Annotated in this window: 21 protein-coding genes; 11 read left to right on the plus strand and 10 right to left on the minus strand. The window is 60.4% G+C overall.

Annotation, left to right across the window (positions count from 1 at the left end):
- The first annotated feature begins 24 nt into the window (after nt 1-24).
- Nucleotides 25-474: a c-type cytochrome gene (locus BM110_RS21400; RefSeq protein ID WP_071490334.1), complete on the plus strand. Its 450-nt coding sequence runs from the start codon at nt 25-27 to the stop codon at nt 472-474.
- Between the two features lie 8 nt (nt 475-482).
- Here the strand turns inward: BM110_RS21400 and BM110_RS21405 are convergent, their stop codons facing one another.
- The 5 genes from BM110_RS21405 to BM110_RS21425 form a co-directional block, all read right to left on the minus strand.
- Nucleotides 483-878 carry a DUF1090 domain-containing protein gene (locus BM110_RS21405; RefSeq protein ID WP_093514131.1) on the minus strand — a complete coding sequence of 132 codons (396 nt, stop codon included), beginning with the start codon at nt 876-878 and terminating at the stop codon, nt 483-485.
- A 44-nt stretch (nt 879-922) separates the two neighbouring features.
- The gene (gene ligB / locus BM110_RS21410; RefSeq protein ID WP_093514191.1) at nt 923-2,587 is read right to left on the minus strand and encodes an NAD-dependent DNA ligase LigB; all 1,665 of its coding nucleotides are present in this window, start codon (nt 2,585-2,587) and stop codon (nt 923-925) included.
- 95 nt (nt 2,588-2,682) lie between these two features.
- The gene (locus tag BM110_RS21415) at nt 2,683-3,033 is read right to left on the minus strand and encodes a DUF1090 family protein (protein WP_093514132.1); all 351 of its coding nucleotides are present in this window, start codon (nt 3,031-3,033) and stop codon (nt 2,683-2,685) included.
- A 222-nt stretch (nt 3,034-3,255) separates the two neighbouring features.
- Complete coding sequence (gene metK, locus BM110_RS21420) at nt 3,256-4,446, minus strand: methionine adenosyltransferase (protein WP_071490330.1); 1,191 nt, start codon at nt 4,444-4,446, stop codon at nt 3,256-3,258.
- Nucleotides 4,447-4,465: 19 nt separating this feature from the next.
- Nucleotides 4,466-5,461, minus strand: a complete 996-nt coding sequence (locus tag BM110_RS21425; RefSeq protein ID WP_093120695.1) for an ArsR/SmtB family transcription factor — start codon at nt 5,459-5,461, stop codon at nt 4,466-4,468.
- A gap of 261 nt (nt 5,462-5,722) precedes the next feature.
- On the opposite strand from BM110_RS21425, the gene tkt reads away from it, so the two are divergent.
- From tkt to fba, 6 genes are all read left to right on the plus strand, one after another.
- The gene (gene tkt, locus BM110_RS21430; protein WP_092242094.1) at nt 5,723-7,720 is read left to right on the plus strand and encodes a transketolase; all 1,998 of its coding nucleotides are present in this window, start codon (nt 5,723-5,725) and stop codon (nt 7,718-7,720) included.
- A gap of 138 nt (nt 7,721-7,858) precedes the next feature.
- Nucleotides 7,859-8,917: an erythrose-4-phosphate dehydrogenase gene (gene epd, locus BM110_RS21435; RefSeq protein WP_071490327.1), complete on the plus strand. Its 1,059-nt coding sequence runs from the start codon at nt 7,859-7,861 to the stop codon at nt 8,915-8,917.
- A gap of 17 nt (nt 8,918-8,934) precedes the next feature.
- Nucleotides 8,935-10,098, plus strand: a complete 1,164-nt coding sequence (locus BM110_RS21440) for a phosphoglycerate kinase (protein ID WP_093514133.1) — start codon at nt 8,935-8,937, stop codon at nt 10,096-10,098.
- Between the two features lie 29 nt (nt 10,099-10,127).
- Complete coding sequence (locus tag BM110_RS21445; protein WP_092242101.1) at nt 10,128-10,355, plus strand: hypothetical protein; 228 nt, start codon at nt 10,128-10,130, stop codon at nt 10,353-10,355.
- Between the two features lie 59 nt (nt 10,356-10,414).
- Nucleotides 10,415-10,750 (plus strand): MliC family protein, encoded by a 336-nt coding sequence (locus BM110_RS21450; RefSeq protein WP_071490324.1) that lies wholly within the window; start codon nt 10,415-10,417, stop codon nt 10,748-10,750.
- Nucleotides 10,751-11,018: 268 nt separating this feature from the next.
- Nucleotides 11,019-12,083 carry a class II fructose-bisphosphate aldolase gene (gene fba / locus BM110_RS21455; protein WP_003177554.1) on the plus strand — a complete coding sequence of 355 codons (1,065 nt, stop codon included), beginning with the start codon at nt 11,019-11,021 and terminating at the stop codon, nt 12,081-12,083.
- Between the two features lie 144 nt (nt 12,084-12,227).
- Here fba and BM110_RS21460 read toward each other — a convergent pair whose 3' ends face one another.
- Complete coding sequence (locus tag BM110_RS21460) at nt 12,228-12,656, minus strand: hypothetical protein (RefSeq protein WP_092242102.1); 429 nt, start codon at nt 12,654-12,656, stop codon at nt 12,228-12,230.
- A 185-nt stretch (nt 12,657-12,841) separates the two neighbouring features.
- Nucleotides 12,842-13,507, minus strand: a complete 666-nt coding sequence (locus BM110_RS21465) for a polysaccharide lyase family 7 protein (protein ID WP_071490323.1) — start codon at nt 13,505-13,507, stop codon at nt 12,842-12,844.
- Nucleotides 13,508-13,817: 310 nt separating this feature from the next.
- Here BM110_RS21465 and BM110_RS21470 point away from each other — a divergent pair, with 310 nt between their 5' ends.
- From BM110_RS21470 to BM110_RS21480, 3 genes are read left to right on the plus strand one after another with little or no spacing between them, the layout of a single operon-like run.
- Nucleotides 13,818-15,923 carry a putative bifunctional diguanylate cyclase/phosphodiesterase gene (locus BM110_RS21470; RefSeq protein ID WP_093514134.1) on the plus strand — a complete coding sequence of 702 codons (2,106 nt, stop codon included), beginning with the start codon at nt 13,818-13,820 and terminating at the stop codon, nt 15,921-15,923.
- Nucleotides 15,924-15,964: 41 nt separating this feature from the next.
- Entirely contained in the window at nt 15,965-16,465 is a 501-nt protein-coding gene (locus tag BM110_RS21475) for a M48 metallopeptidase family protein (protein WP_058426613.1), read from the plus strand.
- 19 nt (nt 16,466-16,484) lie between these two features.
- Complete coding sequence (locus tag BM110_RS21480) at nt 16,485-16,781, plus strand: winged helix-turn-helix domain-containing protein (protein ID WP_033898013.1); 297 nt, start codon at nt 16,485-16,487, stop codon at nt 16,779-16,781.
- Here BM110_RS21480 and BM110_RS21485 read toward each other — a convergent pair.
- Nucleotides 16,778-17,230, minus strand: a complete 453-nt coding sequence (locus tag BM110_RS21485; protein WP_092242104.1) for a GNAT family N-acetyltransferase — start codon at nt 17,228-17,230, stop codon at nt 16,778-16,780. The two genes, BM110_RS21480 and BM110_RS21485, sit on opposite strands and share 4 nt — an antisense overlap.
- A gap of 201 nt (nt 17,231-17,431) precedes the next feature.
- On the opposite strand from BM110_RS21485, the gene BM110_RS21490 reads away from it, so the two are divergent.
- Nucleotides 17,432-18,169 carry a substrate-binding periplasmic protein gene (locus BM110_RS21490; protein WP_093514135.1) on the plus strand — a complete coding sequence of 246 codons (738 nt, stop codon included), beginning with the start codon at nt 17,432-17,434 and terminating at the stop codon, nt 18,167-18,169.
- A 35-nt stretch (nt 18,170-18,204) separates the two neighbouring features.
- On the opposite strand, the gene yccS is transcribed toward BM110_RS21490, so the two are convergent.
- Together yccS and BM110_RS21500 are read right to left on the minus strand one after the other, a co-directional pair.
- Nucleotides 18,205-20,388: a YccS family putative transporter gene (gene yccS, locus BM110_RS21495; RefSeq protein WP_093120715.1), complete on the minus strand. Its 2,184-nt coding sequence runs from the start codon at nt 20,386-20,388 to the stop codon at nt 18,205-18,207.
- A 203-nt stretch (nt 20,389-20,591) separates the two neighbouring features.
- Complete coding sequence (locus BM110_RS21500; RefSeq protein WP_092242106.1) at nt 20,592-21,770, minus strand: BaiN/RdsA family NAD(P)/FAD-dependent oxidoreductase; 1,179 nt, start codon at nt 21,768-21,770, stop codon at nt 20,592-20,594.
- Between the last annotated feature and the right edge of the window lie 12 nt (nt 21,771-21,782).

Below are 21,782 nucleotides of genomic sequence, written 5' to 3' on the forward strand. Positions count from 1 at the left end.
GTTTCCCGTGACCTCGAAGCCACCATGACTTTTAAACGACTGACTGTTGTACTGCTGGCCTGCCTGGCCCTGTCCGCCTGCGGCGGTGTTGATCCGAATTCGCCGCTGGGCCAGCGCAAGGCAATCTTCAAACAGATGCTCAAGACCGGCGAAGACCTGGGCGGCATGTTGCGCGGGCGCATCCCGTTCGACGGCGCCAAGTTTGCCGAGGGTGCGGTCAAGCTCGACGCCTTGTCCCATGAGCCTTGGAAACATTTCCCAAGCGTGCGCGAAGAAGATAACACCAGCGCCAAGGACGATGTCTGGCAGAAACAGGCGCAATTCCAGCAACTGGCCCGCAACCTTGAAGCGGCCACCGGCGAATTGGTGACCGCCAGCCAGGTGCAGCCCTACAAGGCCAGTAACCTGGGGCCGGCCGTGCAGAAAGTCGAAGATGCCTGCAGCGCCTGCCATAAACAGTTCCGGGACCACTGACCGGGGTTTTACTGGTCGAGTTCTTCCACCGCGTCCTGCAATTCCTTGCGGGACTCGGCGAGCTTGTCCTTACGCTTGTTGATCTTGTCCGCGTCGCCTTTTTTCATGGCCTTGTCGAGGTCGGCCTGACGGCGGCTGACTTCGTGCTTGGCGTCGAGTACCTTGTTTTCACGCTCCTTCTTCAGGGACGCGTCGGTGCAGTTGGCGGTGACTTCACTCAGGGCTTTTTCCAGGCCGGCTTGTTGCGCGCTGTTGCCGTGGGCCTTGGCTTGTTCGATCTGGGTGCTGATGGCTTGGCGTTTGGCGGCGCAGCCGGTGAGGGGGGCGGCTTGTTCAGCGGCCAGCGACGGTGTGGTCATGAAGCTTGCGACGGTCAGCAAGGCAAAAGAGGTTAGAAATTTCATGTGGGGCTCCAAAGTCGCAATCTGATGGCGGGGGGCCGCGGGGTTCAAAACCCGTCTATCCCCGCCATGCGTAATGTTTCAGCCAAGGCCTGTACATGCGGGTCGCGAAAAAAAGCGCTCAATTGCGCTGCGCGGCCCGGGCCGATGCCATCAATGTTCAGCCAGGCCTGGGTGTCTCTGGCGACCAGCGTCTGCCAGTCGCCCTCCAGGTTGTTACGTGCCGCAGGCGGTACACCCAGGGCCTTGAGCCATTGTGCAAAGGGCCGCTGCCGAGCGCTGTGAAGGCTTTCGAGTAGGCGTTCGCGGCTGCGATCACCGAAGCCATCAATGTTAGCAAGCTCTGCCGCGTCCAGGGTTAACCAATCGAGAAAGCCTGCGATTAGACCGGCCTGGATCAATACGTTCCAGGTTTCACGACCTACGTGTGGCAACGCGAGGCCCTGGTTGCCGCTGAGCCAGGTAAGGCGTGCCAGTAATTGTTCCTCGCAATCGGGGTCCAGTTGCCAGCAGCTCAGCGCATGGAATTTGGCAGGGTTGGGCACTGGCAGGTCCACCCTGGTGGTACTGCGCAAAATGACCGCGTCCAACCGAGGAATAACCTGGCCCGCCAGGCTGACCGCGACCTGGTCGCCAGGTCGGATATCCAACGCTTGCCAGCGTACCAATGAGCCGACACTTACCCGGCTGATTTTCCGGTCGTCCAAGCGTACCGGCTCCAGTTCCAGCATGGGGGTGATGCGTCCGGTGCGTCCGACCTTGAACTCAACGTTGCGCACCAGCGCCAACGCCTTGGCCGCTGGGTACTTCCAGGCGACTGCCCAATACGGCGCATTAACCTGCCAGCGTTCGGCGGGTGCGCGCTGCGCCTGGTGCAGCACCACGCCATCGCTGGCGAACGGCAATGGATGGTTGTACCAATAGGTGCGCCAATGCGAGGCTTCGGTGATGTTTCGAATGGGATGGCTGTAGCGTCGGCTATCGGTGAAGCCCCAGCGTGCCAGTGTGGCGAGGCGTTCGGTAAATGTCGCCGGCCCTTTCGGCCAAGCCCAGACGAACAGGCCAATGCATGCGGCGTCGCTGTCGCTCAATTGCTTGCGGTTCATCAACCCGGCTACCTTGCTGCGGGCATTGAGCCCGCCATTTGCCGACTGCACATGGTCGCCGAGGTGCCAATAGAGTTCGCCTTGCAATACGAGATCAATGGGCTCGGGCAACTGCTGGACTATGCCGGGGATTTTGCGCGCCGAGGCAGACCAGTCGTGACCCCTTGCTCCATCGCCGCGGCTGATGACTTGGCTCAGGCGCCCCTTGCGATACACCAGGGTCACCGCCACACCGTCCACCTTCGGTTGAATCCAGACATCCTCGCGGTTGACCAGCCAGGCATCAACTGCCTGTTCATCCAGCAGTTTCTCCAGGCCGGTATGGGCAACGGGATGCGGCCGGGTACCGCGTGCGCTCGCCAGTGGGTTGTCGGGCGTCAAAGGGGTGTCGGGGAAACACTGGCGCCAGTGAGCCAGTCGCTGGCGGGCCTGGTCGTAGAGTTCATCGCTCACAGGGGATTGGCCGAGCCGGTGGTAGCTGTCATCCCACTGGCGGAGTTGTTCGGCCAGGGTGCTGACCTGTGCCCGAGCATCGTCGGGGCAATCTTCGGCCCACAGGCTGAACGGTAAAATACTGAGTAAAAGGGCTATCGGTAGACGCATCATGAGCATCCTTGCTCCAAAAGGGTGCCCAGCCTAATGGAACCCTGCGGCCACAAAAAAGCCCCGACAGCGCGGGGCTTTTTACCGGGTGTTTCTGTTTACTTGAACAGGCCGCCCAAGGCTTTCACCGCGTCAGGTTTATCAGCCTTGGCTTCCCGTGTTTGTTGCTTGGCATCGGCTTTGGCCTGCGCTTCGGAAAGTTTGTCACAGCCTTTGTTGATCTGGTCTTGAGCGGCTTTGAAGGCCTTCACTTTCAAGGTGTCCTTCTGGGCTTCGGCTGCATCGATCCTGGTTTGCAGGTCTGCGGCTTGCTTCTGGCAGTCGCCGGAATTGCCGCCACCGAGCCGCGAGCTCAGGGCACCGCTCAGTGCGCTCAGGTCGGCGGCGTGGACCGGCAGGGCGAACAGGCTGAGCAGAAGAGCGGCAGGGGCGAGCGTGGAGATGCGCATGAAAAACCTCAATGTTCGATTGCCTGCGCGCTTGGAACTCCCGGGCTGGCGCAGGGCAATATCCAAATAAGGTGAGAGGCCCGAGAGGGCGCGGATTCTAGAGGGCCATCATTGGGCCTGCAAGCTTTGGATCCAAAAAGTGTGAGGGGTGTCGCGCAAAGTGCGATGCAATAAAAAGCCCCGCCAGGCGAACCTGGCGGGGCTTTTGTGCACCTTGAGCGTTTACAGGCCGGCGGCGGTGCGCAGGTCGTTGGCGCGGTCGGTTTTTTCCCAGGTGAAGGTGGTGAAGGTGTCGTCGCCGACAGTCTTCTGCGCAGGGGTACGGCCGAAGTGGCCGTACGCTGCGGTTTCCTGGTACATCGGGTGCAGCAGGTCGAGCATGGTGGTGATCGCGTAAGGGCGCAGGTCGAAGACCTCACGCACCAGCTTGACGATCTTATCGTCGCTGATCTTGCCGGTGCCGAAGGTATTCAGCGAGATCGACGTAGGCTGGGCCACGCCGATAGCGTAGGAAACCTGGATCTCGCAGCGCTCGGCCAGGCCGGCCGCGACGATATTCTTCGCCACGTAACGACCCGCGTAGGCTGCCGAACGGTCAACCTTGGACGGGTCTTTACCCGAGAACGCGCCGCCGCCGTGACGGGCCATGCCGCCGTAGCTGTCGACGATGATCTTGCGACCGGTCAGGCCGCAGTCGCCTACCGGGCCACCGATGATGAACTGGCCTGTCGGGTTGATGTGGAACTGGGTGTCCTTGCTCAGCAGTTCGGCCGGCAGCACGTGCTTGACGATCAGCTCCATCACGCCTTCGCGCAGGTCGGCGTAGGACACGTCAGGGTTGTGCTGGGTCGACAGTACAACCGCGTCGATACCCACGACCTTGCCGCCTTCGTAACGGCAGGTCACCTGGGACTTGGCGTCAGGGCGCAGCCACGGCAGCAGGCCGGATTTGCGGGCTTCTGCCTGACGCTGCACAAGCTGGTGCGAGAAGGTGATCGGTGCTGGCATCAATACGTCGGTTTCGTTGCTGGCGTAGCCGAACATCAGGCCCTGGTCGCCGGCGCCCTGGTCTTCCGGCTTGGCGCGGTCTACACCCTGGTTGATGTCCGGGGACTGCTTGCCGATGATGTTCATCACGCCGCAGGTCGCACCGTCGAAGCCGACGTCGGAACTGTTGTAGCCGATGTCGGTGATCACATCACGAACCAGCTGCTCCAGGTCAACCCAGGCGGTGGTGGTCACTTCGCCAGCGATGATCGCTACACCGGTTTTCACCAGGGTCTCGCACGCCACACGGGCGAACTTGTCTTCAGCAATGATGGCGTCCAGCACCGCATCAGAAATCTGGTCGGCGATTTTGTCCGGATGCCCTTCAGACACGGACTCGGAGGTGAAAAGGGAGTATTCGCTCATCTCGATGTTTTCCTGATATTTACCGATGGTGAGTGTCGCCAGCCGGCCGCTGAAAATGGCGGACCTGGATCTGGAAACCATTGCGTAAACCTACATAGAGGCTATCCCCGGGAACGAGTCCCGCAGCGGTGGCCCAACGGGCCAGATCATCCTGTTCAAAACCCAACCAGAGATCACCGCAGGCCTCCCTGGCCCAATTCTGGTTGTGGCTGCATAAATCCGTAACCAGCAGGCTACCGCCGGGGTGCAGCAGCCCGGCCATTTGCTTGAGGGCCTCGGCGGGGGCGGCGAAATGGTGCAAGACCATATTCAGCACCACGCAGTCGGCCTTGATTGTCGTGCTGCTCAGTGCGTCGGCCAGTTGCAGGCGGACATTACCCAGCGACTCGCGCTCGCAGAGCTGGCGTGCCAGGTCGAGCATCGCCGGGCTGTTGTCCAGCGCCGTGACCTGGTGAAACCGCCGCGCCAGTTCCGGCAGGAAACCGCCATCGCCCGGGCCGACTTCCAGGGCCGTGGCCTCATCACTGAAGCTCAGCTTGTCCAGCAGCGCCAGTACGCTGTCGCGGTATTGAGCCAGACCTGCGATCAGGTCCTGCTGGGCGCGAAACTTCTCTGCTACCCGCGCGAAAAAGTCCTGGCTGGCGGCGGCGCGCTGCCCGTGGACCTGGCCGATGCGCGATTGCACATCAAACGGCAGGCTCAGGTTGTCCACCTCTTCGAGCAGCGCGGTGTGCAGCTTGCCGCCCAGCAGTTCGGTGTGGGGCAGGGCGCGCCGATAGAAAATCGCATTGCCTTCACGGCGGGTCGCCACCAGCTCGGCCTGGGCCAATACCTTCAGGTGGTGGCTCATGCCGGACTGACCGATGGCGAAGATCTGCGCCAGCTCCAGTACGCCAAAGGAGTCGTTGGCCAGTGCGCGCAACACGTTCAGACGCAACGGGTCGCCAGCGGCCTTGCACAAGGCTGCCAGTTCATCGCCGTCGTCGGGGCGCAGTGAGGGCATGGGTATATTCATATGGTCAGCAGTCTAGTGACGGGTGGGTATCCCTGCAAGGCCAATATCAAAAAGTTTTGATATTGGTCGATAAGTGGCGGTTATAAGCAGTCGCTATAACCTTTAGACGAAAAGCTTGAAGGGTTCTGCAAGGTATTGACGCCCAAAGCACAGGAAAAACCTCCTCAAGTGACTATCTGTCATTGCCCGCAGGCGGTGGCTGAGGGAAAATGCCGGTCCTTTTTTCCGTTTCTTTTATATTCAAACCTCAGGAGATCAGCGATGCCCAGCCGTCGTGAGCGTGCCAACGCCATTCGTGCCCTCAGCATGGATGCCGTGCAAAAAGCCAACAGCGGCCATCCCGGTGCCCCGATGGGCATGGCGGATATCGCCGAAGTACTTTGGCGTGACTACCTGAAACACAACCCGAGCAACCCGTCGTTCGCCGACCGTGACCGCTTCGTGCTGTCCAACGGCCATGGCTCGATGCTGATCTACTCGCTGCTGCACCTGACCGGCTACGACGTCACCATCGACGACCTCAAGAGCTTCCGCCAGCTGCACAGTCGCACCCCGGGCCACCCGGAATTCGGCTACACCCCAGGCGTCGAGACCACCACCGGTCCCCTGGGCCAAGGCCTGGCCAACGCCGTAGGCTTCGCGCTGGCTGAAAAAGTCCTGGGCGCGCAGTTCAACCGCCCTGGCCACGACATCGTCGACCACCACACCTACGTATTCCTGGGTGATGGCTGCATGATGGAAGGCATTTCCCATGAAGTCGCGTCCCTGGCCGGCACCCTGGGCCTGGGCAAGTTGATTGCCTTCTACGACGACAACGGCATCTCCATCGACGGCGAAGTCGAAGGCTGGTTCACCGACGACACCCCGAAGCGTTTCGAAGCCTATAACTGGCAGGTGATCCGCAATGTCGACGGTCACGATCCGGAAGAGATCAAGACCGCCATCGATACCGCCCGCAAGAGCGCGCAGCCGACCCTGATCTGCTGCAAGACCACCATTGGCTTCGGTTCGCCGAACAAGCAGGGTAAAGAAGACTGCCACGGCGCCCCACTGGGTGACGCGGAAATCGCCCTGACCCGTGAGGCCCTGAAGTGGAACCACGGCCCGTTCGAAATCCCGGCTGACATCTACGCTGAGTGGAACGCCAAGGAAAAAGGCCTGGCCACCGAAGCCGAGTGGGACCAGCGCTTCGCGGCCTACTCCGCCGAGTTCCCTGAGCTGGCCAACGAGCTGGTGCGTCGTCTGGCCGGCGACCTGCCTGCCGACTTCTCGGAAAAAGCCTCGGCCTACATCGCCGAAGTCGCGGCCAAGGGCGAGACCATCGCCAGCCGCAAAGCCAGCCAGAACACCCTGAACGCCTTCGGTCCGTTGCTGCCAGAGATCCTCGGCGGTTCGGCTGACCTGGCCGGTTCCAACCTGACCCTGTGGAAAGGCTGCAAAGGTGTCTCGGCGGAAGACGCCAGCGGCAACTACATGTACTACGGCGTGCGTGAGTTCGGCATGAGCGCCATCATGAACGGCGTGTCCCTGCACGGCGGCCTGGTGCCTTACGGCGCGACCTTCCTGATGTTCATGGAATACGCCCGCAACGCCGTACGCATGGCTGCGCTGATGAAGAAACGCGTGATCCACGTGTACACCCATGACTCCATCGGCCTGGGCGAAGACGGCCCGACGCACCAGCCGGTCGAGCAACTGACCAGCCTGCGTACCACGCCGAACCTGGATTGCTGGCGCCCAGCCGACGCGGTGGAATCCGCCGTGGCCTGGAAGCACGCCATCGAGCGCAAGGACGGCCCATCGGCGCTGATCTTCTCGCGTCAGAACTTGCAGCACCAGGTGCGTACCGACGCGCAGATCGCCGACATCAGCCGTGGCGGCTACGTGCTCAAGGACTGCATCGGCGAGCCGGAACTGATCCTGATCTCCACCGGTTCCGAAGTGGGCCTGACCGTGCAGGCGTACGACAAGCTGACCGCCCAGGGCCGCAACGTGCGCGTGGTGTCGATGCCTTGCACCAGCGTGTTCGAAGCCCAGGACGCCGGCTACAAGCAGTCGGTATTGCCGTTGCAGGTCAGCGCGCGTATCGCCATCGAAGCGGCTCACGCCGACTACTGGTACAAGTACGTGGGCCTGGAAGGCCGCGTGATCGGCATGACCACCTACGGTGAGTCGGCGCCGGCGCCAGCGTTGTTCGAAGAGTTCGGCTTCACCCTGGAAAACATCCTGGGCCAGGCTGAAGAGCTGCTGGAAGACTAAGTCAGTCTGCGTTGTCTGTACTGGCGCCATCTCGGGCAAGCCCGCTCCTACATTTGGATCGCGGTCTAATGTGGGAGCGGGCTTGCCCGCGATAGCGATGGTGCTTTCAACACCGAACTCACCTTGATCGAGAACCCCATGCCTCAACCGCGTCCCTACAAAGTTGCACTCAACGGCTACGGCCGCATTGGTCGTTGCGTCTTGCGTGCTCTGTTCGAGCGAGGGACGACGGCCGGGTTTGAAATTGTTGCAATCAACGACCTGGCTGACATGGCCAGCATCGAATACCTGACACGCTTTGACTCCACCCACGGCCGCTTCCCCGGCGAAGTGCGGGTCGAGGGCGATTGTCTGCATATTAATGGCACTTGCGTGCAGGTCTTGCGCAGTGCCACCCCCGAAGCCATCGACTGGAAAGCACTGGGCGTCGACCTGGTGCTGGAATGTTCCGGTGTCTACCACACCCGTGCCGATGGTCAGCGTTTCCTCGACGCCGGCGCGCCGCGTGTGCTGTTTTCCCAGCCGATGGCCAGCGAGGCAGATGTCGACGCTACCATCGTCTACGGCATCAACCAGGATTGCCTGACCGGCGATGAGCGGCTGGTGTCCAACGCCTCCTGTACCACCAACTGCAGCGTGCCGCTGTTGCGCTTGCTGGATCAGGCGATCGGCCTGGACTATGTGTCGATCACCACGATTCACTCGGCGATGAACGACCAGCCGGTAATCGACGCCTATCACCACGAGGACCTACGCCGTACGCGCTCTGCGTTCCAGTCTGTGATTCCGGTGTCCACCGGCCTGGCCCGGGGCATCGAGCGACTGTTGCCGGAACTTGCCGGGCGAATCCAGGCCAAAGCCGTACGGGTGCCGACGGTGAACGTGTCCTGCCTGGACATCACCATGCAGACTGTCAGTGATACTGACGCGACGGAGGTCAACCGGATCCTGCGCGATGCCGCCACCAGCGGCCCGCTCAAAGGCTTGCTGGCCTACACCGAGTTGCCCCACGCCAGTTGTGATTTCAACCATGACCCGCATTCGGCGATTGTCGATGCCAGCCAGACCCGCGTTTCCGGCCCGAGGCTGGTGAACATCCTGGCCTGGTTCGACAACGAATGGGGTTTTGCCAACCGAATGCTGGATGTTGCGGAACATTATCTGCACATCGCCTCTAAACAACCTCATCAACAGTAATTCAGGAACTGCGACCCATGACCGTGTTGAAGATGACCGACCTCGATCTGCAAGGTAAGCGCGTACTGATCCGCGAAGACCTCAACGTCCCAGTCAAGGACGGTGTAGTCACCAGCGATGCGCGAATCCTGGCTTCGCTGCCGACCATCAAGCTGGCCCTGGAAAAAGGCGCGGCCGTGATGGTCTGCTCCCACCTGGGTCGCCCGACCGAAGGTGAGTTCTCCGCCGAAAACAGCCTCAAGCCTGTGGCCGACTACCTGAGCAAAGCCCTGGGCCGCGACGTGCCGCTGGTGGCTGACTACCTGGGTGGTGTGGACGTGAAGGCCGGCGACATCGTGCTGTTCGAAAACGTGCGCTTCAACAAGGGCGAGAAAAAGAACAGTGATGAACTGGCCCAGCAATATGCGGCACTGTGCGACGTGTTCGTGATGGACGCCTTCGGCACCGCCCACCGCGCCGAAGGTTCCACCCACGGCGTAGCCAAATACGCCAAGGTCGCTGCGGCTGGCCCACTGTTGGCCGCTGAACTGGACGCACTGGGCAAGGCCCTGGGCGCGCCGGCCCAACCTATGGCGGCCATCGTCGCTGGTTCCAAGGTGTCGACCAAGCTGGACGTGCTCAACAGCCTGAGCCAGATCTGCAACCAGCTGATCGTCGGCGGCGGCATTGCCAACACCTTCCTGGCGGCCGCCGGTCACCCGGTAGGCAAGTCCCTCTACGAGCCAGACCTGCTCGACACGGCCCGTGCCATCGCCGCCAAAGTCAGCGTTCCGCTGCCGGTGGACGTGGTAGTGGCCAAGGAATTCGCCGAAAGCGCCGAAGCCACCGTCAAGCTGATCGCTGACGTGGCCGCCGACGACATGATCCTGGATATCGGCCCGCAAACAGCGGCCGACTTCGCTCAATTGCTGAAAGCTTCGCAGACCATCCTGTGGAACGGCCCGGTTGGTGTGTTTGAATTCGACCAGTTCGGCAACGGCACCAAAGTGCTGGCCAACGCCATTGCCGAAAGCTCGGCCTTCTCCATCGCTGGTGGCGGCGACACGTTGGCGGCGATCGATAAATATGGCGTTGCTGAGCAGATCTCCTACATTTCTACCGGTGGCGGTGCGTTCCTCGAATTCGTCGAGGGCAAGGTACTGCCGGCCGTTGAAGTGCTGGAAACCCGAGCCAAAGGCTGAGGCTCGTGATCCGGAAAAGGAGTATTCCCATGATCAAATCGTTGGCATTGGTGATCGCAGCGGGCCTGTTGGCCGGCTGCGGCAGCACGCCGAACGCGAAGTCTGCGGCAGATGAACCTGCCTCCGGGCAGAAAAAGAGCTGCTACCAGGCCGACTGGCAAGCCGAAACCATGCCGGTGATCAACAAGCGCATCGGCAACGAACGGCTGGAGAAATACGACTCCGCGCCCAACGGTCAGGAACAGGGTTGCCCTTGACGGGTCTGATCAACTAACCGACAGCAGCGGCGGCCATGGTCGCCCTGTGAGGATTGGCAATGAAAGGCGTTTTCGCCCTGGCAGCCCTGGCCTTGTTGGCCGGCTGCAGCAGCATGAACATGTTCAACGGCAAGGCCGAAACGGCCGACAAGTGGACCACCTGGACCTGCGACAGCAAGGCCGAGGTCAACTGGCGCTTTGCCAACCCGGCTAAATCCGAGGTGGATGTACGCCTCGGCGGTTCCGACCAGGTCTACCGCCTCAAACAGGACGTTGCTGCCTCGGGCGTACTGTATGCCAACGACCAATTGGCGTTTCACACAAAAGGTGAGGAAGGCCTGGTTTACTGGGTTGCCACCGATGATTTGATTGGGCGCGGCTGCAAAGCGCAGTAAGACCACGATCTCAAGACAAATGAGGTCCAAATGTGGGAGGGGGCTTGCCCCCGATAGCAGTCTGTCAGTGATGAGTCATTTGACTGATCCACCGCGATCGGGGGCAAGCCCCCTCCCACATTAGATTCGGTTCCAAATTGGGTTCTGAGTCAGCAATAACGATTCAGCAAGTCAGGCATGCAAACCCTGACCTGCAATAACTTGAATAGCAGCCGCCGCTACGGCAGGCTTGCACGATTAACGACCCTCGACCGGGAGAGACAACACAATGGCACTTATCAGCATGCGTCAAATGCTGGACCACGCAGCCGAGTTCGGCTACGGCGTCCCAGCCTTTAACGTCAACAACCTTGAGCAGATGCGCGCCATCATGGAAGCCGCTGACAAGACCGACTCCCCCGTGATCGTCCAGGCTTCGGCCGGAGCCCGCAAATACGCCGGCGCGCCGTTCCTGCGTCACCTGATCCTCGCCGCAATCGAAGAATTCCCGCATATCCCGGTGTGCATGCACCAGGACCACGGTACCAGCCCTGACGTGTGCCAGCGCTCCATCCAACTGGGCTTCAGCTCGGTGATGATGGACGGCTCCCTCGGCGAAGATGGCAAGACCCCGACCGACTACGAATACAACGTGCGCGTCACGCAGCAAACCGTAGCCATGGCCCACGCCTGCGGCGTGTCTGTTGAAGGCGAACTGGGCTGCCTGGGTTCCCTGGAAACCGGCATGGCCGGCGAAGAAGACGGCATCGGTGCCGAAGGCGTGCTGGATCACAGCCAAATGCTGACCGATCCGGAAGAAGCCGCCGACTTCGTCAAGAAGACCCAAGTCGACGCCCTGGCCATCGCCATCGGCACCAGCCACGGCGCGTACAAGTTCACCAAGCCACCTACTGGCGACGTGCTGGCCATCGACCGCATCAAGGAAATCCACAAGCGCATCCCCAACACCCACCTGGTGATGCACGGTTCTTCCTCGGTGCCGCAAGAGTGGCTGGCGATCATCAACCAGTACGGCGGTGACATCAAAGAAACCTACGGCGTGCCGGTTGAAGAAATCGTCGAAGGCATCAAGTACGGCGTGCGCAAGGTCAACATCGATACCGACCTGCGTCTGGCGTCCACCGGTGCGATGCGTCGCCTGATGGCCACCAACCCGAGCGAGTTCGACCCACGTAAGTTCTTCGGTGCGACCGTGACCGCGATGCGTGATGTATGTATCGCTCGCTACGAGGCCTTCGGTACTGCCGGCAATGCTTCGAAGATCAAGCCGATCTCGTTGGAAGCGATGTATCAGCGGTATTTGAAAGGTGAGTTGAACGCTAAGGTGAACTAAGCCAATAGCGCCAAAAAAAACCCGCAGAAATGCGGGTTTCTTATAGGCGTGAAGTATTTTTCTAAGGACAGTGAACAGTTTTTCATCGTGAGTAACGCAATAGTTTTTCAGGTAATGGATAAGCCATCTTAGTAATTACTCTAGTTATACAACTGTAAATCTCAGGTTCTGTCCGATCTCCGTATATGTTTGAGATGCATTTTCAAGCTCCCAGTAAACATCATAGACTCCTGGGTTTGGAAGGTAGCAGGGTATTTCCTTCTCAAAATGTTCGCGTTTATTGTTGATGTAAATTTGTAGCAGCGCGGCAGTAAGAGTTATTTGCTCCAGAAACATCGTAGGAAGACCTGCGGACGGCACAGGGTAGCAATAATAAGTCAGCACATCGCCTATCCTGGTGTTGTTGCTCAAAAAGTGCGACAAGACGAGATACCTGAAGGGCCTGGTGACAACTGGCATGTTTTGGGGCGGCGTCGCAAAAGAACCAGGTGGGGTGGCATTGTATATTTTTGGTTGCGACCCGGCGCCAAACCCCGAGACGGCAGGTTGGTTAATGGTGGCTATCGTTGGCATGTGTTTAACTCCTGAATGGTTACATGAGTCGGACGCACATGATTTTATGAGATGTGCGCTAAGGTGCGCACTGCAAGAAATACTATTTTTTTATGCTGTTTTGCTATAGGGGTAAGACGATCGTCGAAGTTCGTTATATCCAAGTAATCATTCCCCCGCCGTAGCGGGGGATGATTGAAATAATCTTACTCGTGATCAATATCCAACTTGGCAAACGTCACCCGCGCCCCTTCCTTGCTGTCGCCACTGTTGTCCTGCACATACGCTCCCGCCTTGAAATACAACGGCTTGGCGCCCCACGCCGCGCCGATGCGTTCGTTCCACTCGCCGTCCGCCGCATACACACTGAGCAGCCCAGCCTTGTTGAGGTTGATCACATAGGTGAAGGTTTTTTCCAGCGGCACATTAGATGCCACGGTGATCACCCGGCCTTCATCTTCATCCGGGCGCATGCGCACCTTGGCGACGATGTTGCCGGTCTGGGTCTTCTCCTTGAATTGATACTCCAGCTTGATCAGTGGTTTCTGGCTGTCATAGGCGTGAATCTGCCCGATCACGATTTTGCCGGAGGACGGCACTTGATTGACGGCCAGAGTGGCACGCAGGAAGTTGTCCGCATCCGGATAGGTCCAGTTGCGCAGGCGGCCATCGGCGTAGGTCTCGCGCAATTCACTGCGCGGGTAAATGGCGTTTTCGGTACGGGTGCCGGTGACCGGGGTCCAGAATTGGACGTTGCTGCCTTCGGCCTGGAAATATTGGTCGTTGAAGCCGCTCATCAATCTGGGGGTTTCGATGGTCGCGGGTGGAGAGCCGACAGGGATGCTGAGGTTCCAGGTAGATAGGTCGATCATGGCGTAGGCCTTTTTACAGAGGGGTGTAGGCTATGGCCCTTGGGCCAGACAGGTTCTTTATAGGTGGTGTTAACCGTCTTGTTAAATCATTGCTGGCAACTTATTGGCGCCAAAGGAATGCCAAAAAGCCATGTTTCCCGTGGTTCGTGGCTTGTAGCGATTGACCGTTAGTCGGCTTCCTGAACTTTGGCGCAATGATGGCACTGAGGTTACTTCTGCTTTTTCTGAACCGGGGCTAGAGTGAGGCCTCAGTGTTTGTCCGGGTTTTCTGTCAGAAATGACCGGAGTAGTCCTAAGGAAGAGACGTAGCATGGAATGCGCTCCACACCACGGCGATGGTCATTCGGTTCTTCTCGTGGTCGATGACTACCCAGAGAACCTGCTCAGCATGCGAGCGCTGTTACAGCGTGAAGACTGGCATGTGGTGACCGCTGCGTCCGGTGTGGAAGCCCTCGAGAAGTTGCTCAAGCACGAAGTCGACCTGGTGCTGCTGGATGTGAAGATGCCCGGCATGGACGGCTTCGAGGTGGCGCGCCTGATGCGTGGCAGCCAGCGCACGCGCATGACCCCGATCATTTTCCTCACCGCCAATGCCCAGTCGCCCGCCGCAGTACTTGAAGGCTATGCCAGTGGCGCCATCGATTACCTGTTCAAACCGTTCGACCCGCATATCCTCAAACCCAAGGTCCAGGCGTTGCTTGAGCATCAGCGCAATCGCCGGGCCTTGCAGCGCCTGACTCATGAGCTGGAGTCCGCACGGGCGTTCAATGCCTCGGTGTTGGACAACGCCGCCGAAGGCATTCTGGTGGTGGGCGAGGGCAGTGTGATCGAGTATGCCAACCCGGCCATTTCGCGACTGCTGAACGCTACCATGGCCGAGTTGCGAGGCGAGAGTTTCCTGAGCTTCCTGCAAAAACCCCATGTGCCGGCCTGGCTGGGGTTCGAGATGTACCTCGCTTACCGCCAGGGCCAGACCTGGCGCTTGCACGATGCGATCCTGCGTACCAGCCGCGGCCAGCAGGTGCCGGTGGCGTTGTCGTGTGCGCCGCTGCCGGCCGAACAGAAGGCCATGGTGGTGACCGTGCTGGACATGTCCGAAGTGCGTCACCTGCATCAACAATTGGAGTTCCAGGCAGTCACCGACCCGCTGACCGGGCTGTTGAACCGGCGCGGGTTTTACCAGGCGGCCGAGAACATTTTGCTGCGCAGCGAGCGCAACGAGCAGTCTCTGGTGCTGCTGTACCTGGACCTTGATGGCTTCAAGCGGGTCAATGATTCTCTCGGCCATGACGCCGGCGACCGGGTGCTGCGCTGGGTGTCGGAGCAGTTGCAGGGTTGCCTGCGTTCCTACGACATTCTCGGGCGCATGGGCGGCGATGAGTTCACCGCGCTGCTGGAACTGGAGTTCCCCGAGCAGGCGGCGAAGATTGCGGAAAAACTGATCGAACGGGTGTCTATCTGCCAGCAGGTTGACGGTTTGGATGTGATGCTCGGTGTCAGTATCGGTATCGCCACGTTCCCGGATTGCGGTTCGGACGTTAACGGCCTGTTGCGCGCGGCGGACATCGCCATGTACGAAGCCAAGCGCGCAGGTCGTCAGCAATATCGCTATTACGACCAGGAAATGAACGGCCGCGCCCGTTCGCGCCTGATGCTGGAAGACGGCGTGCGCACGGCGATTCAAAACAAGGAGTTCACCCTGGTGTACCAGCCCCAGGTGGCGTTGGCGGACGGACGTGTGCGCGGCGTGGAAGCGCTACTGCGCTGGCAGCACCCCAGTGTCGGTGATGTGCCACCCGGTCTGTTTTTGCCGTTGCTGGAAGAAGCCCGGCTGATCAGCCAACTCAGCACCTGGATTTACCAGCAGGTCGGCGGCCAGCTCCAGGCCTGGCACGCCGGCTTGGATGATGAACTGGTGTTGAGCGTGAGCCTGAGCAGCAGTCAGTTCAACATGCCCAACCTGGCGAGCCAACTGCAGCAGGTGCTTGAGCGACATGGGCTGCAGGGGCGGCAACTGGAAGTGGAAATCAGTGAAGACTGCCTGATGAGCAACCTTGAAGAGTCGATCAAGCAGCTCAAGTTGCTGCGCCAGATCGGCGTGCGCACCGCCCTGGATGACTTTGGCCTGGGCAACTGTTCCCTGGCGCATCTGCGCGACCTGGCCTTCGACACCCTCAAGCTCGACCCGCAATTGGTCGCTCGCCTGCCAGGCTCAGCGCGGGATGAGGTGATGGCGCGCAGCATTATCGAGCTGTGCGGGCATTTTGAGGTAGTGGTGGTGGCTGAGGGGGTGGAAACCCAGGAGCAGGCCCAATGGCTGAAGGCCAATGGCTGCCCTTTCATTCAGGGGCCGATGGCGGCGCAGCCGTTGGTGGCTGAGGAAGTGGCACACTGGTGCCACGCTCGCCTGCGCTGAATTCGTTACACTGGCGCCTATCCGAATCTGTTGCAGACCCCATGACCGCGCTGAAATACCTCCAGGCCTATCCCGCCGCCCTTCAGGAACAAGTGCGCCAACTGATCGCCAAGGACCAGTTGGGTGCCTACCTGGAGCAACGTTACCCCGAACGCCACGCGGTGCAGAGCGACAAGGCCCTGTACGCCTACGCCCTGGCCTTGAAGCAGGAACATCTGCGCAATGCGCCGGCCATTGACAAGGTGCTGTTCGATAATCGCCTGGACCTGACTCATCGCGCCCTCGGCCTGCACACCACCATCTCGCGGGTACAGGGCGGCAATCTGAAATCGAAGAAAGAGATCCGCATTGCTGCGCTGTTCAAGGAGGCCGCGCCGCAGTTCCTGCGCATGATCGTGGTGCACGAACTGGCACACTTCAAGGAGTCGGACCACAACAAGGCGTTCTACAAACTCTGCGAGTACATGATGCCGGGCTACCATCAGGTGGAATTCGACCTGCGGGTGTACCTCACGTACCGCGACCTGCTGGGCAAACCCTGACCGCACAAGGCAACCGACCATGGATGTGAGCAAGACCAAGAGCAGCTTCTACCGCCGCCTGTACGTGGCCTACCTGATCGACAGCGGCCAGGCCAGCAGCGTCCCGGCCCTGACCGACGCCACCGGCATGCCCCGGCGTACGGCGCAGGACACCATTGCGGCGTTGGCCGACCTGGACATTGTGTGTGAGTTCGAGCAGGAAGACGGTGCCCGCAACCATGCCGGGCACTATCGGATTCGCAGCTGGGGCGCGATTGATCGGCGCTGGATCGAGGCGAACCTCGGCCAGATCAAGCAGGTGCTGGGTTATCCCTAGTCCTTTCGCATGCCGATGTGTGGAATATCATCCTCAAGGTACTCCTCACCTGCCACGACAAAACCATACCGCCCGTAGTACCCCTGCAAATGCGCCTGGGCTGACAGGAATATCGGTGTCTCGGGCCACGTATCGGCAATCTGCTTGAGCGTCTCTTCCATCATCCGATGGCCCAGCCCGGTGCCGCGCGCCACCGGCGCTACGATCACGCGGCCGATCACCACGTCGCCGCCCTGGGATTCCGGGTCCAGCAGGCGCAGGTACGCCACCAGTTGGTCGTCCTGCCACGCCATCAGGTGGTGGGTGTCGCCCGATAAATCCTGCCCATCGAGATCCTGGTACACACATTTCTGCTCGACAACAAACACCTCGTTGCGCAAGCGCAGGATCGCGTAAAGCTGCTCCTTGCCCAGGTCATCGTGGTGTTTGCACACCCATTCAACGGTCATGGCCAGTTCTCTTATCAATGTCTGTTGCGGATAGTAAGCGCAGCGGGCAACGCTGTCTAAATCAACTATTTTTGTGAGTGAAATCAATTTGCCATCATTGAGTGCGTTCGGCGCCGGTTTCTTTGTGTAATCTGAGCTACTGTTAGAACCTCGGGCCGCGCCTGAGCCAAGGCCACCGCCTGCCTGCCAAGGACTTTGAGCATGCCGCGATTCTCTCGTGCCGTTGCTTTGATTGGAGTGTTGCTGCTGGCCCAGCCGGCATTCGCGCAGCGCCTGCGTCTGGTGGCAGATGCCTGGCCGCCTTTTACCGATTCCACCTTGATCAACGGCGGGCTGGCCACCGATATCGTCAGTACCGCCCTGGCCCGTGCGGGTTATGCCAGTGACTTCGAGCAAGTGCCCTGGGCCCGTGCGCTGATGGGGGTGGGCGACGGCCGTTATGACGTGCTGATCAACGCCTGGTACGACGATGCCCGTACGAAACTGGGCCAGTTCTCAGGTGAATACCTGCTCAACCGTGTGCGCTTTATCAAGCGCCGCGACGATCCCATCGAATTCCAGAACCTTGCGCAATTGCACGACTATCCCATCGCCGTGGTGCGTGGCTATGCCTATTCGGCGGCGTTCGATGGGGATGCGCAGTTGCAGAAAGTCCCGGTGCACAACTTCGCCATAGCCGTGCGCATGCTCGCGGCGCAGCGGGTGCGGCTGACGCTGGAGGATGAGTATGTGGCGCGCTATTACCTGTCGCGCGAGTCGGCGCGGGTGCGCAATGCGGTGGAGTTTTTGCCCCAGCCGCTGAGCGAAAACAGCCTGCATATCCTGGTCAGCCTGAAGAACCCGGAGCATGAGCAGATCGTGGCCGGGTTTGATCGGGAGATTGCCAAGATGAAGGCTGACGGTAGCTATGAGCGGTTGATGAAGCAGCACGGTATGTAGCGGGCGCCTCTTGTGGCAAGCCCGCTCGCCACAGGTCAGGCCGCGCTGGTGTCCTTGATCAAATGCGCCGCCAAGGTGCGCAACGGCCCCAGTTGCCGGCAAATCAACGCCAACTGCGTCTGCACCAACCGCTGCCCTTCATCGATCTCATCCGGCATCTGCTCCAGGTCCGCCGCCAGCGCTTCCTCGGCATCGCTCTGGATCGCGATCGGCTGCTTGTTGGCCAACCCCGTGGCGATCTCATCGATGCTCGCCGCCAGGGTCTGGCCGGCGCCATCGATCAGATGCTCACGCACCTCGGCCGGCAATTGGGTTTCACGGTGCGCGCCCAGCCCTGACAAATAACTGAGCAAAGTGTGCGACAACACCAGGAACCGAAAACCCACGTCCGCTTCCTTACGGAAGTGCCCTGGTTCCATCAGCATGTTCGCCAGGGTGGTGGACAGCGCCGCATCGGCGTTGTGCGCGTTGCGTCGGGCCAGGCGGTAGGCCAGGTCGTCGCTCTTGCCTGCGGCGTACTGCTGCATGATCTGGCGCAGGTAGATGCTGTTGCAGGTCAGGGTATTGGCCAGCACTTTGTTCAAGCGGCGACCTTGCCAGTCCGGCAGGAACAGGAACACCGCGAGGCCGGCGATCAGGCTGCCGAGCAAGGTATCGAACAGGCGTGGCAGGAATAGTCCGTAGCCATCGCCGACCTGGTTGAAGCAGAACAACACCATCAAGGTGATGGCGGCGGTGGCCAGGGTGTAGCGGGTGGTGCGGTTGATAAAGAACACCAGGCCGGCAGCAATGGCGAACATCGATTGCACCAGGGGGCTCGGGAACAAGTCGAACAGTGCCCAGGCCACGGTCAGGCCGATGGCCGTGCCGATGATCCGCTGGCCGAGCTTGCGCCGCGTGGCGCCATAGTTCGGCTGGCACACAAACAGCGTGGTGAGGATGATCCAGTAGCCCTGGGACGCGTGGATCGCATGCAGCATGCCGTAGCCGACGGTCAGCGCCAGGGACAGGCGCAACGCGTGGCGGAACAGCAGTGACGTCGGCGTCATCTGCGTGCGCAGGCGCGTCCACATTTCCTTGAGGTTGCGCGGGGCGCGGTCCAGCAGGTTGCTGTCGGTGGCGTCCGCCAGGCTGTCGGGGTTGCTGGCGTCGCCGAGCAGGCGGTCCAGGGTCGAAAGGTTGGCCGCCAGGGCGCGCAACGAACGCAGCAGGCCGCGCCAGGCTGGGTTGCTCTGGATGCGCAGGTGCTCCAGGGACGCGTTGAGGTCGCCCAGGGCTTCGGCGAAGCTGTCGTCATAGATGAACGGTTGGCGCATCTGGATCGATTCGGCCAGGGTCTGGCAGGCCTTGCCCTGCTGGCGCAGCAGGCGCTGGCAACGGAAGAGTACGTCGCTGTGGAAGAAGGCCTCGGCCAGGGCGTTGTATGGGTAGTGCGACGAGCTGGCGCGTTCGTGGATGTCCTGGGCCAGGAAGTACAGCTTCAGGTAACGGCTGACTTTCGAACCGGGTCGACCATTGCCCACGCGATGCAGGATGATTTCCTTCGCCGCATTCAGCGCCGCCACCACGCGACCGTTCTGCTGGGCCAGTTCCAGGCGCCGCGCTTCCACGTCCAACTGGCGGATTGGCTCGAACAACGATGACTTGAGCTTGAGGTACCGTCCAAGCTCACGGAACAACCGCGCCAGGCTCTGTTGCACCGGCTGGTTGGAAAACAGCGCCTGCCACAGCACCGACAGCGCGCCATACCAGGCTGCACCGGCCACCAACAGCAGCGGTTCATGCCAGAAATCGCTGACGGCGCCGCCGCGCTGGTCCACGCCGATCATGGTGTATACCGACAGAATCAACGTTGCCGAAGCAATCGCCCCATAGCGCTCGCCCAAGGCGCCGAGCATGGTCAGGCAGAAGGTGGCCAGGGCCAGTGAGACCGCGAAGATCAAGGGATAAGGGAACAGCAACTCTACCGACAGCGCGGCGATGCTGAAACACACCAGCGTCACCGCCAGGGCGTTGAGGCGGCCCTGCCAACTGTCATCGGTCTCGGCCAGGGCGCTGGCGATGATCCCCAGGAACAACGGGATCAGCAGTGCCATTTCATCCTGATACCAGCACAGCGCCATGCTGCCGGTGAGGGCAATGAATACCCGAATGCTGTAGCTGAATTTATCCAGTGCCCACAGGCGCCGCAGGGACTGCTTGAACGAGGTCGATGACATGAAGTCTGGAGTCTTCCGGGACGATGCCGCTAAATTGAGCTATCAAGGACGCCACGGCAAGCGTGGCGATCACATCCAACAGCAAAATTTATTCCATGTGGGAGGGGGCTTGCCCCCGATAGCGGTAGATCAGTCACAGTCGTACTGATTGACACACTGCCATCGGGGGCAAGCCCCTTCACACATTTGACCGATTACACTCTTCAGGCGTACTGCGCCGCCGCGTAACCCGAAGCCCAGGCCCACTGGAAGTTGAAGCCGCCCAGGTGACCGGTCACATCCAGCACTTCGCCGATAAAGTACAGGCCGGGGCTTTTCAGCGATTCCATGGTCTTGGACGACACTTCCCGTGTGTCCACGCCACCCAATGTGACTTCCGCCGTGCGATAACCCTCGGTGCCCGCCGGCACCAATTGCCAGTTGCCGAGTTTTTGCGCGATGTCGGCAATTTCGGCATGGGTGTATTGCTTCATCGGCTTGGACACGAACCATGTCTCGGCCAACAGGTTGGCCATCTTCTTGGTGAAGATCTCGCCCAGCAGGGTTTTCAACTCGCTGTTGGGGCGCTCGACTTGTTGCTGTTGCAGCCAGGTGTGAGCGTCGTGGTCGGGCAGCAGGTTGATTTCAACCGTGTCGCCGGATTCCCAGTAAGAAGAAATCTGCAGAATCGCCGGCCCGCTGAGGCCACGGTGGGTAAACAGGATGTTCTCGCGAAAGCTCTGGCCGTTGCAGCTGACCAGGCAATCCACCGACGTCCCCGACAACTCGCCACACAAATCCTTGAGCTGGTCGGTGATGGTGAACGGCACCAGCCCGGCGCGGGTCGGCAGCAGTTCGTGGCCGAACTGTCTGGCCACCTGGTAACCAAAACCGGTCGCGCCCAGGGTCGGGATCGACAGGCCGCCGGTGGCGATCACCAGGGATTCACAGCGCAACTCGCCCAAGGTGGTCTGCAACTGATAGCCGCTGTCCAGCTTGGCAATCTCCTGGACTGACGTGTCCAGGTGCAGGCTCACGCCGACCTGGATGCACTCATCGAGCAGCATGCCGAGGATGTCGCTGGATTTGTTATCGCAGAACAACTGGCCGAGTTTTTTCTCGTGGTACGGCACGCCGTGCTTGGCCACCAGCCCGATGAAGTCCCACTGGGTGTAGCGGGCCAGGGCGGACTTGCAGAAGTGTTCGTTGTGCGACAGGAAGTTGGCCGGCTCGGTGTACAGGTTGGTGAAGTTGCAGCGGCCACCACCGGACATCAGGATCTTCTTGCCGGCCTTGTTCGCATGGTCGACCAACATCACCTTGCGCCCACGCCCGGCGGCGGTCAGCGCGCACATCAAGCCTGCGGCGCCGGCGCCAATGATCACAACTTCGGTCGAGCGCACAGCAATGTCCTC

The sequence above is a fragment of the Pseudomonas sp. NFPP28 genome, assembly GCF_900115535.1.
Taxonomy (GTDB): domain Bacteria; phylum Pseudomonadota; class Gammaproteobacteria; order Pseudomonadales; family Pseudomonadaceae; genus Aquipseudomonas; species Aquipseudomonas extremorientalis.

What these genes read in the sequence shown, in the direction of transcription:
- BM110_RS21475 (WP_058426613.1), top strand. Translation starts at nt 15,965, where the DNA reads ATGACCGCGCTGAAATACCTCCAGGCCTATCCCGCCGCCCTTCAGGAA.
- BM110_RS21445 (WP_092242101.1), top strand. Translation starts at nt 10,128, where the DNA reads ATGATCAAATCGTTGGCATTGGTGATCGCAGCGGGCCTGTTGGCCGGC.
- tkt (WP_092242094.1), top strand. Translation starts at nt 5,723, where the DNA reads ATGCCCAGCCGTCGTGAGCGTGCCAACGCCATTCGTGCCCTCAGCATG.
- BM110_RS21490 (WP_093514135.1), top strand. Translation starts at nt 17,432, where the DNA reads ATGCCGCGATTCTCTCGTGCCGTTGCTTTGATTGGAGTGTTGCTGCTG.
- BM110_RS21440 (WP_093514133.1), top strand. Translation starts at nt 8,935, where the DNA reads ATGACCGTGTTGAAGATGACCGACCTCGATCTGCAAGGTAAGCGCGTA.
- BM110_RS21405 (WP_093514131.1), bottom strand. Translation starts at nt 878, where the DNA reads ATGAAATTTCTAACCTCTTTTGCCTTGCTGACCGTCGCAAGCTTCATG.
- BM110_RS21415 (WP_093514132.1), bottom strand. Translation starts at nt 3,033, where the DNA reads ATGCGCATCTCCACGCTCGCCCCTGCCGCTCTTCTGCTCAGCCTGTTC.
- yccS (WP_093120715.1), bottom strand. Translation starts at nt 20,388, where the DNA reads ATGTCATCGACCTCGTTCAAGCAGTCCCTGCGGCGCCTGTGGGCACTG.
- BM110_RS21480 (WP_033898013.1), top strand. Translation starts at nt 16,485, where the DNA reads ATGGATGTGAGCAAGACCAAGAGCAGCTTCTACCGCCGCCTGTACGTG.
- metK (WP_071490330.1), bottom strand. Translation starts at nt 4,446, where the DNA reads ATGAGCGAATACTCCCTTTTCACCTCCGAGTCCGTGTCTGAAGGGCAT.
- BM110_RS21485 (WP_092242104.1), bottom strand. Translation starts at nt 17,230, where the DNA reads ATGACCGTTGAATGGGTGTGCAAACACCACGATGACCTGGGCAAGGAG.
- epd (WP_071490327.1), top strand. Translation starts at nt 7,859, where the DNA reads ATGCCTCAACCGCGTCCCTACAAAGTTGCACTCAACGGCTACGGCCGC.
- BM110_RS21400 (WP_071490334.1), top strand. Translation starts at nt 25, where the DNA reads ATGACTTTTAAACGACTGACTGTTGTACTGCTGGCCTGCCTGGCCCTG.
- BM110_RS21465 (WP_071490323.1), bottom strand. Translation starts at nt 13,507, where the DNA reads ATGATCGACCTATCTACCTGGAACCTCAGCATCCCTGTCGGCTCTCCA.
- ligB (WP_093514191.1), bottom strand. Translation starts at nt 2,587, where the DNA reads ATGATGCGTCTACCGATAGCCCTTTTACTCAGTATTTTACCGTTCAGC.
- BM110_RS21425 (WP_093120695.1), bottom strand. Translation starts at nt 5,461, where the DNA reads ATGAATATACCCATGCCCTCACTGCGCCCCGACGACGGCGATGAACTG.
- BM110_RS21470 (WP_093514134.1), top strand. Translation starts at nt 13,818, where the DNA reads ATGGAATGCGCTCCACACCACGGCGATGGTCATTCGGTTCTTCTCGTG.
- BM110_RS21460 (WP_092242102.1), bottom strand. Translation starts at nt 12,656, where the DNA reads ATGCCAACGATAGCCACCATTAACCAACCTGCCGTCTCGGGGTTTGGC.
- fba (WP_003177554.1), top strand. Translation starts at nt 11,019, where the DNA reads ATGGCACTTATCAGCATGCGTCAAATGCTGGACCACGCAGCCGAGTTC.
- BM110_RS21450 (WP_071490324.1), top strand. Translation starts at nt 10,415, where the DNA reads ATGAAAGGCGTTTTCGCCCTGGCAGCCCTGGCCTTGTTGGCCGGCTGC.